Here is an 11,286-nt window from a genome sequence, read left to right on the forward strand (position 1 = left end):
GATTCGGCGGGCCACGACGGGTGATTCGACGGGCCACGACGGGTGATTCGGCTCAGGCGGGGGAGCGCAGGTCCGCGAGAGCGGTGAGCCACTCGCTGGTGCCGGCGTCGACCCGGTACGTCGCCAGCGGGTCGCCACGGGTGACGCCGCGGTTCACGATGACCACGTCCACGCCCAGCCGCGCCGCCCGGCGCACGAACCGCAGCCCGCTCATCACGGTCAGGCTGGAGCCCGCCACCAGCAGCGCGCCGCCCGCGGCGGCCAGCGCGTCGACCGCGGCGTAGCAGCGCTCCACCCGCGGCTTGGGCACGTTCTCGCCGAAGAACACCACGTCCGGCTTCAGCACCCCGCCGCAGCCGGTGCAGCCGGGCACCACGAAGCCCGCGGTGTCGTCGAGGTCCACGTCGCCGTCGGGGCGCGCCGCGACGTGCGCGTGCGCCTCCACCCATCCCGGGTTGGCCTCGGCGAGCCGCTCCTGCAGCTGCGCCCGCGGCGTCGTACGACGACAGGCGAGGCAGATGACGTCGGCGATCCGGCCGTGCAGCGCGATGAGGTGGGGTGTGCCGACGCGCTCGTGCAGCCCGTCGACGTTCTGGGTGATCACCAGCTGTGCCCCGAGCCGGGCGACGGCGAGGTGGCCGGGGTTCGGCTCGGCGCGCCGCATCCGGGACCACCCGAGGTGGCTGCGCGCCCAGTACCGCTGCTGCGCGGCGGGGGAGCCGACGAACTCCTGGTAGGTCATCGGCATCCGCGCCGGGGCGCCCGGGCCGCGGTAGTCCGGGATGCCGGAGTCCGTGGAGAGCCCGGCACCGGTGAGCACGACCAGGGGCCGCGCGGCGCACGCCTCCAGCGCGGCGTCGCGATGGCCGAGGATCGTCACGTCTCCAAGCCTACGCAGCGCCGCGGAGGCAGGCGGCCAGGCTCAGGCGTAGCGGAGCCGGGCGCGCTCGCGGGCCTTCGCGGCCTCCACCTCGCGGTCCTTCGGCGGCGCCGTGGTGACCAGCGCGTCGAGCAGGTGTCGGGTGGCGTGCGCGACCTCGGCGACAGCGGCGTCGAAGGCGGCCTGGTTGACCTGGCTGGGCTTGGTGGTGCCGGCGACCTTGCGGACGTACTGCAGCGCGGCAGCGGTGACCTCGTCGTCGGTGGCCGGCGGCTCGAAGTTGTGGAGCTGACGGATGTTGCGGCACATACCGACCACGCTACGCCCGCCCAGCACCTCACGGCAGGACCTCACGTCAGGGCCTCACGGCAGGACCTCGCGGCAGGACCTCGCGGCAGGGCTCAGAGTGCGAAGAACCGGGCGCCCTCGCCGGTCACCAGCACGACCCGGCCATCAGGCAGCGGCACCGTGCGGACCAGGTCCACGTCGCTGCCGTGCTCCACCTTGACCCGACGCTCCTCCAGCCGTCCGTCGCGCACCCGCAGCACCGCGACGTAGCCGACCCGCCGCAACCGGTGCTCGCTGATCACCGTCAGCACGGTGCGGTGCTGGGGCAGCCAGGTCAGCGCGCGGGGGTCGGTGCCGGCCAGCGCAGCGCTGTTGCGGCCGTAGCCGACCACGTCGAGGCGGCGCACTCGGGCGGTGTCGGTGACGTCGAACAGGCCGACCTGCGCGCCCCAACCGTCCTCGCTCCTGCCCTCCCCGACGCCGAGCATCCGGTGCTCGCCGAGCGGGTGCAGGTAGGAGGAGAAGCCGGGGATCTTGAGCACGCTGAGCAGCCGCGGCCGCGCCGGGTCGCTGAGGTCGACCGAGTAGAGCGGGTCGACCTGCCGGAACGTGACCACCATCGCGAGGTCGTCGGACCAGCGCACGGACTTGATCTCCTCGCCGCGGCCCAGGCCGTCCAGCCGACCGTGCTCGACGAGCTCGGTGCCCTCGCGGCGCAGCGTCACCACCGCGTTGACGTCGGCGGTCTCCTGGGTGGGGCCGACCGCGACCCGCAACACGTCGTCGGCCTCGTCCATCGACCACCGGTCGGCGATCGAGCCCTCCACCTCGCCCGAGGCGACGTGGGTGGCCTGCACGCCGTCGAGGGCGAAGTCGAAGAGGTACGACGTCCCGGAGGTGCCGCCGCGAAGGACCGCGCCGTCTGCCTCGCACCGGCCCGCGCACACCGCTCGGCCCGCCCGGGCCCGCTCCGGGCCTCCGCTGCTGGCCAGGTAGAGGTGGTCGGCCGAGGAGTAGGCGATCTCGGTCAGCCCGGCCAGGCCGATCGCGTCCAGCCGGGTCGGGGCGGTGACGTCGAAGCCGACCACGCTGGTGGTGCCGAGGCCGAGCTCGTCGGGGACCAGCGCCACGTCGGCGCAGTCCACGAGCTGCTCGGCGTCCTTGCCGCCGGGGTCGGCACCGGCACCCGAGGTCACGGTGGGCAGCCAGTCGTCGATCGTGGTCGCCTCGACCAGCTCCCGGTTGTGCCGCTGCGCCGCGGCCTCGCTGCGGCCCCGCCTCGGCTCGACGAAGTCCAGGTCGGGCGGGTCGGTGGCGAGCACCAGCCGGACCGTCGAGCCGTGTTGGCGTGCCGAGACCAGCGCCGCGGAGTAGCGCACCTGCTCGCGCACCTCGGGGTCGGCCGGGTCGGCCAGCGACACCGTCAGCACCCGCGTGCCGGTGCGGTCCGCCACGGCGGCGTCGGTGCCGACCACGACCAGGGTGTCACCGGCGAGCATCGCCTCGGCGTCGCTGATGCCCGGCAGTCGCAGGGTCGCCAGCCGTTGCGTCGCGGAGCCGGTGACGTCGTACGTGCGCAGGACGTTGTCGCGCAGCGTCACCAGCACCTCACCGTCGGTCTTGACGGTATCGGGCTCGTCGACGCCGCTCTCCTGCACGTTGGTGCCCGTCTCGCTGCTGACCTGCCGCTCCATCCGCGGTGAGGCGGCCTTGGCGCGCGCGCCGTCCAGCTGGGCCATGTCCCCCGTCTCGGCCGCGTAGGCCACGCCCCCACCCGTCCAGCCCCACGGGCCGACCGCGTCGAGCCCACGCTGCACGTAGGAGGCGAGCAGGTCCTCGCAGGAGGCCGCCGGCTCCAGGTCCGCGGCGAACGCGACGTGGGAGGGGAGCGCCTCGATCCCCGGCGGCGTGCCGCCGGCGCCGGACCCGTCGTCCGACCCGCCGACCAGCGTGCCGGCGGCGAAGGAGCCGACCAGGGCGGTGATGCTCGCCGCGACGAGCGCCGGACGGGTGAGCAGCCGGCGTCGCACCAGGGGAGCCGCCGGCCCCGCCGACCGGCCGGCCGGGGAGCCGTCGGCCGACGTGCGCGCGGCGGCGAGGATCTCGTGGGTCGGGGCGGGGCCTGGGGAGTAGTCGTCCCACAGGCGTTCGAGGTCGCTCACTTCGTCCCTCCGGACAGGTCGAGGAGATGGTCGTCGCCGGCCAGGCGCGCCAGGGCCCGGGACAGCCGGCTCTTCACGGTCCCGGGGGCGACGCCCAGCACCGCGGCGGTCTGCCGTTCGCTGAGCTGGACGAAGTAGCGCAGCACCACCACGTCGCGGTTCGGCTTCGACAGCGAGCCGAGCGCGCGGTGCACGGCGTCGGCGATCGCGATCCGCTCCGCCTCGTCGGTGCCCCTCGCGCCGGCGGCCCGGGTGGCCCGTTCGAGTACCTGCGGGTCGTCGTGCTGCCGGTCGCGGTACCAGCGGGTGCGGCGCAGGTCGTGCAGGCAGTTGAGCAGCATCCGGTAGACGTAGGCGTCCCGGTCGTCGGCGGCGCTGACCTTGGCCCAGCCGGTGAAGCAGCGCACCAGCGTGGTCTGGGCGACGTCCTCGGCCTCGTGCGGGCGCGCGCCGAGGAACATCGCGGCCCGGACCAGGGTGGGCCAGCTCTGCTCGACGTACGCGGCGTACTCGGCGTACGCGGCGTGCTCGGCGTGCTCGAGGGAGGCCGCGTCCGTCGTGGGGTCGGGGTCCACAGGTGCTCCGTCCTGGCTGGGTGTCTCGAACCTATGACGCTCCGGCCGCTGCGATCGGTTCCCTCGTGTTGAGCCGGGTGCAAGAGTGGGGCCATGGTTGCCGCCGATCACCCGTACGACGTCGTCCTGTTCGGAGCCACGGGCTTCACCGGCGGCCTCACCGCGGACTACCTGGCCGCGCACGGCCCGGCCGAGCTGCGCTGGGCGCTGGCCGGGCGCAGCGAGGAGCGGCTGGCCGCGGTCCGCGACCGGCTCGCCGCGGCGCACCCGGGGCGACCCGAGCTCGCCGAGCTGCCGCTGCTGCTCGCCGACGCCGCGGACCCGGACTCGCTCGCCGAGGTAGCGGCCACCACCCAGGTGGTCGCCACCACGGTCGGTCCCTACCTGCACCACGGCGGCCCGTTGGTGGCCGCGTGCGCGGCTGCGGGCACCGACTACGTCGACCTGACGGGGGAGCCGGAGTTCGTCGACCGGGCGTACGTCGAGCACCACGCCACCGCCGCGGGCACCGGCGCCCGGCTGGTGCACGCCTGCGGCTTCGACTCGATCCCGCACGATCTGGGCGCCTACTTCACCATCGGCGAGCTCGCCGACGAGCTGGGCGGGCAGATCGCCGGCCCGGTGCGGATGCGCGGCGTGGTGCGCTCCAACGCCACCTTCTCGGGCGGCACCTTCCACTCCGCGATCACGGCGTTCTCCCGCGCCCGGCAGATGCGGGAGGCGGCCCGCGAGCGTCGCCGGCTGGAGCCGCGGCCCGACGGCCGGCGCTCCCGGGCCAGCGCCGCCAAGCCCGGCCGGGACCCCGAGCTCGGGCTGTGGCTGCTGCCGCTGCCCACCATCGACCCGTTCGTGGTCGCGCGCAGCGGGGCGGCGCTGCCCAGCTACGGCCCCGACTTCACCTACACCCACTTCGCCGGCACCAAGACGCTGCGCTACGCGGCGGGCGGCGCCGTCGGCGCCACCGGTCTCACCCTGGCCGCGCAGGTCAAGCCGGTGCGCGAGGCCCTGCTCAAGCGGGTGCCCCAGGGCCAGGGGCCCTCGGAGAAGCGCCGGGAGAAGTCCTGGTTCACCGTCGATCTGGTCGCCGAGAGCGACGGCACGACGGTGCGCACCCGGGTCTCCGGGGGCGACCCCGGCTACACCGAGACCTCGAAGATGCTGGCCGAGTCGGCCCTGAGCCTGGCGCTGGACGAGAACCCGGTGACCGCGGGGCAGGTCACCACCGCCGCCGCCATGGGCGACGCCCTCATCGGCCGCCTCCAGCGCGCCGGCATCGCCTTCGAACGGCGCTGAGCCCCGCCGTACCCGCTTTTTGGTGACCACCTGGCAAGACTTTTGGGACGGCGTCCCGTCTCGACCGGGACCACCGCTACCCTCCGAGCGGGCGTGGGGACGCCCGCCGTGGCCGACCGGCCCGACGCAGGGAGGCGACGGGCGGCGGCAAGTCAGGGGAGGGGTGGTCTCGGGTGCCCGAGCGCGCTGCGCGCCCCCGCGACGAGCGCGGCGCCACCACGGTGCTGGTCGCGCTGTGCACCGCGGTGCTGGTGATGTCCGCGGCGTTCGTGGTCGACCTCGGCATGCAGCGGGTGCTGCGTCGTGACCTGCAGGCCGTCGTCGACGTCGTTGCCCTCGACCTGGCCCGCGAGCTCACGGGCAAGACCGTCGGCGAGTACACCGACGCCGACCGCGAGGCGATCGACGACGCCATGGCCGCCAGCCTGGCCCGCAACGCCAGCCTCATCGGAGGCGAGGTGTCCGCCGACCAGGCGCGCTGGGCCTTCGTCGCCCGCAGCCCCGACGGCACCTGGGAGCCGGCCGGCTCCTCCGCGGTGCCTGAGGGCGTGGAGGTCGTCGCGTCCTCCTCGGTGGGCTTCGCGTTCGGCGGCCTCACCGGCACCGACCGCGGCGCCGCGACCCGCAAGGCCGTCGCCGCCGCGCGCACCAGCGCCTGCCTGAAGGTCAGCTCGTACGCCGCGCAGCTGGACAGCCAGCGCTCCTGGCTGCTGGAGCCGCTGCTCGGCGACCTGCTCGGCACCGACCTCGCGCTGCAGGTGCTCGACCCTGAGCACGGCCTCGCCGGCGTCCAGCTGAACCTGCTCGACCTGATCGCCGAGCTGGACCCCTTGGTCTCCGCCGACATCTCCGCGGCCTCGTTCACCGAGGCGGCCGGGGTGAAGGTGGGGCTGTCGCAGCTGATGCTCGCCACCGTGCGCGCCCTCGAGAAGGGCAGCGGCCGCCTCGCCGAGATCGACCTCCTGCGCAACGTCTACAACGGCGTCCAGGCCAACCTGCCCGCCGTGTCGGTGGAGCTGGGCGACCTCGTCGACCTCGGCACCGCTCAGGACGCCGCCGCGACCCTCGGCCTCGACGTCCTCGACCTCCTCACCGCCAGCCTGGCGTTGGCGGACGGCACCAACGTGCTCTCGCTGCCGCTCGGTGTCCGGCTGCCGCTCCCACTGGGTGCGGGCGGAGCCAAGCTCGTGGACCTGAACGCGAAGGTCAAGGTCGGGCAGAAGCCGGTCGTGGCCTGCTCCGGCAAGGTGGAGAGCTCCCAGATCGAGGTCGACCTGTCCGGCGACGTGCTCAACCTCGACCTCGGCCTGATCAAGGTGCACGTGCCGGTGTCGGTGCGGGTGACGCTCGCCGACGCCAGCGCGCTCGTGCGCGCCGTACGGTGCGTCGACTCCCGCACGAAACGGGTCGACGTGGCCATCGACAGCGGCCTGCTCGGTGTCGACGTGCGGCTCGGGCAGCGCAAGGACGACCCCACGTCGCCGAAGATGCGGATCAGCCTGCTGGACATCGGGCTGCCCGGCTGGCGGGGCATCGAGGTGGTCAGCGGGACGATCGCGCTCACCAGCAGCCAGAGCGCGAGCCGGCCCACCCGCGAGGCCTCGATCGAGATCGCCGACGAGGACTACTCGGCCACGCTGCCGGCCGCCACCGGGGGCCTGGGCATCCCGCGGCTGCACGTCGGCCTGAACGACCTCACCCTGCTCGGTGGGCTGGGGCCGCTCTCGGACCTGCTGGAGTTCCTCCGGATCCCCAGCCTGCTGCAGCAGGTGACCAACCTGATCCTCGACGGCCTCGTGAACCCGCTCGTCGCCACCCTCGACACCTGGCTGCTCGACCCGCTGCTCCGCACGCTCGGCGTCGACGTCGCCGGGGGCACGGTGCAGGCCGCCCCCACCGTGGACTGCGGGCTGCCGCGCCTGGTCGGCTGAACCCGCGCTCCGCTTCCCAAGCAGATTTGTCGGAATTCGCGGAGATCTCGACGAATTCTCTTGGGAAGCGGAGCGCGGGTCAGCCCACCTGGCGGTCCTGCGGTACGACGGCCGGCGGCGCGGTGCGCACCCCGGCGCGCAGGAACGAGCCGGTCCGCTCGACCCCGACCAGGTCGGTCGGCACCCCGTGGCGGACCACGGTGCGACCGCCGACCAGCACCGCGGTGACCGTCGCGTCGTTGCGGTTCACCATCCGCGAGAGTCCGCCGTAGGCCGGCACCGGCGCCTCGTGGTAGTCCTCCAGCGTCGCGTCGAGCCGGGTCGGGTCCACCACCAGCACGTCGGCGCGGTCGCCCGGGCGGATCCGGCCGGCGTCGACGTCGTACCACTCGGCGAGCTCGCCGGTCATCCGGTGCACCGCCCGCTCGGTGCTCAGGAACGGCCGCCCCGCCAGCTGGGCGTCGCGCACGTGGCGCAGGAAGCGCAGCCCGAAGTTGTAGAAGGCCATGTTGCGCAGGTGCGCGCCGGCGTCGGAGAAGCCCAGCTGCACGCCCGGGTCGGCGGCCAGCCGCTTGAGCACGTCGGGACGGTGGTTGCTGATCGTGGTGCGCCAGCGCAGCGCGGTGCCGTGCTCGACGACCAGGTCGAGGAACGCGTCCACGGGGTGCACGCCGCCGCGCTCCACGCCGACCTGGCCGAACGACTTGCCGATCACGTCGGGGTCGGGGCAGGCGACGATCTCGGCGTCGAAGAAGTCGCGGTGCCACACCCGCGGCCCCCACTTGAACTCGTAGTCCTTGCGGAAGCGGCGGCGGTAGTCCTCGTCGCGCAGCAGCTCGTCGCGTGCGACCTGCTCGGCCAGGTGCAGCGCCGCGGCACCGGAGCCGAACTCCTCGAAGATGACCAGGTCGATGCCGTCGGCGTACACCTCGAACGGCACCGGCAGGTGCTGCCACTTGAAGTCGGCGCCCAGCGGGTTGACCGTGCGCGAGAGCAGCCGCATCAGGTGGATGATCGCCGGGATCGCCTTGAGGTCCGCAGCGGCGAGCAGGCTGGTCTTGAGCCGCGGCCGGCCGAGGCCGAGCGAGCGCAGCGCGTGCTCGACGATCGTGAACGGGTTCTTCACGTCCGGGCCGGCCTGCATCACCCGGCCGCGCCGGCGCAGGTGGGAGGCCAGCCTGCCCATCTCGCGCCGCCGGGCGTACGTCGAGGGCAGGGTCCGCGAGCGGCAGCGGTCGCCGTCCAGCTTGTCGAACTGCAGCTGCTGCGACGACATGCCGACGAAGCCGGCGTCCAGGGCCTGCCGCAGCATCCGCTCCATCTGCGCCTGCTCGGCGTGGGTGGGCACGACCTCCTTGCGGGTGGCGCGGTCCAGGCCCATCACCGCGGTGCGGATGTCGGAGTGCCCGATCATCGCGGCGACGTTGGGCCCGAGCGGGCGGCGCTCGAGCGCGGCGACGTACCCACCGGCACTGGACCAGTCGCGGTGCCGCTCGACGGCGCCGATGGCGGCCATCCGCGGGATCGCCTCGACCCGGCCGAAGAGGTCGCCGGCGTCGACGGGGTCGACGTGGACGGTGGACAGCGAGCAGGAGCCCACGAGGATCGTGGTGACGCCGTGGCGCAGCGACTCCGCCAACCCGGGGCCGTCGAGGACCTCGATGTCGTAGTGGGTGTGGATGTCGACCATGCCCGGCATCACCCACTGCCCGGCGGCCTCGATCACCTCGGCGCCGGCTGCGTCCAGCGGCTCGGCGGAGACGGCGGCGACCCTGCCGTCGCGCAGGCCCACGTCGCGGACCACCCCGGGGGCGCCCGTGCCGTCGAAGTAGGTGCCACCCCGGATGACGGTGTCGAAGGGTGCTTCGGTGTCGACCATGCCTGGCAGCCTAGTGACGCAGGCCATAATTGTCGCGACTCATCTTCATCCTTGCGTCGCAACCGCAAGGATCCGGCGGCGCGACCCTCAGAGGGGGGTGATCGGCAGCGAGCGACGTGGCTCGAACGCGAACCCGGCGCCGGTGGAGAACCGGGTCACCGCGACCTCGTCGGCCTCCGGGGCGGGCTCGTCGCGGCGCACCACGCTCAGCAGCCACTCGGTGGCGTCCCCGCGGACCTCGACGTCGAGGTGCGGGTCGATGCCGCGCACGATCGCCTGCAGCGCCGCGGTCCACTCCGGCCCGCACAGCCCGATCCAGGCGCCGTCGGAGTGCGCGGGGGAGTCGGTGCGCACCAGCACCGTGTCGCCGGCGACGTCCGCGGCGACGTACGCGGCCGGGTTGAGCACGGGGTGCAGCGCCAGCAGCCGCACGGCGGCGCGGACGGGGTCCGGTTCGGCGTCCAGGCCCAGGGCGCGGGCGATCCGCTCCGCGCCGATGCCGGCGACGCCGACCAGCTGCTTGCGGCGGATCCGCAACAGGCTCTCCTCGGTCTCGGCGCGCGCGGCCACGGCGAGCGCGAACGCCCGGTCGAGCAGGTGCATCTGCAGCACGACCTCGTCGGCGATGCGGACCAGCGCCGAGCGCGAGAACGCGGCGAAGTCGATGTCGGCGAGCAGCGGGCCGGCGTAGTCGGAGCGACCCTCGTCGCCGGTGTCGATCGGCGCGAGGGTGAGCGTGGCCGCCCGCGAGCGCTCGTTGACCGCGAGCGCGGGCACCGGCTCGGGCTCGGGGTAGGACTCGTCGATGACCACGGTCCAGGCGCAGTGCGGGTGCCGGTCCGCGGGGCGGCGCGGCGGCCGGTGGATGGGCCGGATCTGCGCGTGCGGGTTGCTGGCGATCGCGGTGGCGTCGAACGTGGGGTCCTCGATGTCGTGACACATCAGCGTCACCATCTCCTCGCCCATCGGCTCCACGTCCATCAGGGCGCCGCAGTGGTCGAGGTGGAACTCGCCGTGCCACCGGTCGTGCACCGTGTAGCGGAAGTCCATGAACTGCGGCGGGGCGCCGATGTCGAGCTGCAGGCCCTTGAAGATCGTCACCACGTCACCGCCGCCCGGCACGGGCGGCGCGTAGCCGAGTGCCTGCTGCATGCGGCGGGTGTAGATCGGGCTCGCCGCCGCCCACTCCTCGATCGCGATCCGCGCCATCTCCTCGGCGCCGAACGCGGCGATGCTCCACGCCATCCCGGAGCGGTCGATGAGCTGGCCCATCAGCAGCAGCTCGGGGACCAGCGTCGCCAGCTGCTCGCGGCTCAGGTCGTCGTACCGGCTCCGCGGCGCCGTCTCCATGTCCGCCGTCTCCATGCCCGCTATCCTCAGCCCGCGAGGTCGAGCTTGCCGGCCAGCTTGTCGAGGTAGCCGAGGACCGCGGACTCCTCGGCGTCCGGCACCCCCCAGATCAGCTCGGAGGCACCGGCCGTGGTCCAGTCCGCGAGGTCCTCGGGCGTGGGCCTCTTGGCGACCAGCACCCGCACGTCGGGCTCGCCGTCGCGGCCGGCGTCGGCCCACTCCTTGCGCAGCAGCGCGGCCTTGTCGGCGATGTCGGTCTCGACCGGGGTGGTCATCCAGCCCTCGGCGTGCGCGGCGATCCAGCGCATGGTCTTCGGTCCGCCGCCGGCGCCGATGATCACCGGGATCCGGCCCTGCGGCGGCTTCGGGTAGGCCCAGCTCGGGCCGAAGGAGACGAACTCCCCGTCGTACGACGCCTCCTCGGCGGTCCACAGCTCCCGCATCGCCTCCAGGTACTCCCGCAGCACGGTGCGGCGCTTGCCCGCGGGCACGTGGTGGTCGGCGAGCTCGTCGGTGTTCCAGCCGAAGCCGGCGCCGAGGGTGACCCGGCCGCCGGAGAGGTGGTCCAGGGTGGCCAGCGTCTTGGCCAGGGTGATCGGGTCGGACTCCACGGGCAGCGAGACCGCGGTGGAGAGCCGGATCCGGGTGGTGACCGCGGCGCAGGTGGCCAGCGAGACCCACGGGTCGAGGGTGCGCAGGTAGCGGTCGTCGGGCAGGTCGGCGCCGCCGGTGGGGTGCAGCGCGTCGCGGCGCACCGGGATGTGGGTGTGCTCGGGCACGTAGATCGTGTCGAAGCCCCGCTCCTCGGCGGCCCGGGCGAGCGTGGCCGGCGTGATGCCGCGGTCGGAGGTGAAGAGCACGATGCCGTTGCGCATGCCAGCAAACGTAGAACGAGTTCTAGAAATTGGTTGCCCGGCGAGGAAACCGT

9 protein-coding genes are annotated in these 11,286 nt (G+C 73.9%); 2 read left to right on the top strand and 7 right to left on the bottom strand.

What is annotated here, in order from left to right; all coding sequences use genetic code 11:
* Positions 1–52: 52 nt before the first annotated feature.
* The 4 genes from KG111_RS02565 to KG111_RS02580 form a co-directional block, all read right to left on the bottom strand.
* Complete coding sequence (locus KG111_RS02565; protein WP_205292208.1) at positions 53–880, bottom strand: Sir2 family NAD-dependent protein deacetylase; 828 nt, start codon at positions 878–880, stop codon at positions 53–55.
* Positions 881–922: 42 nt separating this feature from the next.
* Positions 923–1,189 carry a DUF2277 domain-containing protein gene (locus tag KG111_RS02570; RefSeq protein WP_205292207.1) on the bottom strand — a complete coding sequence of 89 codons (267 nt, stop codon included), beginning with the start codon at positions 1,187–1,189 and terminating at the stop codon, positions 923–925.
* Positions 1,190–1,281: 92 nt separating this feature from the next.
* Positions 1,282–3,330: a beta-propeller domain-containing protein gene (locus KG111_RS02575; protein ID WP_205292206.1), complete on the bottom strand. Its 2,049-nt coding sequence runs from the start codon at positions 3,328–3,330 to the stop codon at positions 1,282–1,284.
* A complete protein-coding gene (locus KG111_RS02580) occupies positions 3,327–3,905 on the bottom strand; it encodes a sigma-70 family RNA polymerase sigma factor (protein WP_205292205.1) in 579 nt (192 codons plus the stop codon). The genes KG111_RS02575 and KG111_RS02580 overlap by 4 nt, the downstream gene beginning before the upstream one ends.
* A 93-nt stretch (positions 3,906–3,998) precedes the next feature.
* On the opposite strand from KG111_RS02580, the gene KG111_RS02585 reads away from it, so the two are divergent.
* Entirely contained in the window at positions 3,999–5,198 is a 1,200-nt protein-coding gene (locus KG111_RS02585) for a saccharopine dehydrogenase family protein (RefSeq protein WP_205292204.1), read from the top strand.
* A gap of 173 nt (positions 5,199–5,371) precedes the next feature.
* Positions 5,372–7,129 carry a Tad domain-containing protein gene (locus tag KG111_RS02590; RefSeq protein ID WP_205292203.1) on the top strand — a complete coding sequence of 586 codons (1,758 nt, stop codon included), beginning with the start codon at positions 5,372–5,374 and terminating at the stop codon, positions 7,127–7,129.
* A 79-nt stretch (positions 7,130–7,208) separates the two neighbouring features.
* On the opposite strand, the gene KG111_RS02595 is transcribed toward KG111_RS02590, so the two are convergent.
* From KG111_RS02595 to KG111_RS02605, 3 genes are all read right to left on the bottom strand, one after another.
* Positions 7,209–9,008 (bottom strand): N-acyl-D-amino-acid deacylase family protein, encoded by a 1,800-nt coding sequence (locus KG111_RS02595; RefSeq protein ID WP_205292202.1) that lies wholly within the window; start codon positions 9,006–9,008, stop codon positions 7,209–7,211.
* Between the two features lie 87 nt (positions 9,009–9,095).
* A complete protein-coding gene (locus KG111_RS02600; RefSeq protein ID WP_240195944.1) occupies positions 9,096–10,373 on the bottom strand; it encodes a hypothetical protein in 1,278 nt (425 codons plus the stop codon).
* Positions 10,374–10,384: 11 nt separating this feature from the next.
* Positions 10,385–11,233 (bottom strand): LLM class F420-dependent oxidoreductase, encoded by an 849-nt coding sequence (locus KG111_RS02605; protein WP_205292201.1) that lies wholly within the window; start codon positions 11,231–11,233, stop codon positions 10,385–10,387.
* Positions 11,234–11,286: the final 53 nt, after the last annotated feature.

The sequence above is a fragment of the Nocardioides faecalis genome (assembly GCF_018388425.1).
GTDB lineage: Bacteria > Actinomycetota > Actinomycetes > Propionibacteriales > Nocardioidaceae > Nocardioides > Nocardioides faecalis.

What these genes read in the sequence shown, in the direction of transcription:
- KG111_RS02570 (WP_205292207.1), bottom strand. Translation starts at nt 1,189, where the DNA reads ATGTGCCGCAACATCCGTCAGCTCCACAACTTCGAGCCGCCGGCCACC.
- KG111_RS02585 (WP_205292204.1), top strand. Translation starts at nt 3,999, where the DNA reads ATGGTTGCCGCCGATCACCCGTACGACGTCGTCCTGTTCGGAGCCACG.
- KG111_RS02595 (WP_205292202.1), bottom strand. Translation starts at nt 9,008, where the DNA reads ATGGTCGACACCGAAGCACCCTTCGACACCGTCATCCGGGGTGGCACC.
- KG111_RS02600 (WP_240195944.1), bottom strand. Translation starts at nt 10,373, where the DNA reads ATGGAGACGGCGGACATGGAGACGGCGCCGCGGAGCCGGTACGACGAC.
- KG111_RS02605 (WP_205292201.1), bottom strand. Translation starts at nt 11,233, where the DNA reads ATGCGCAACGGCATCGTGCTCTTCACCTCCGACCGCGGCATCACGCCG.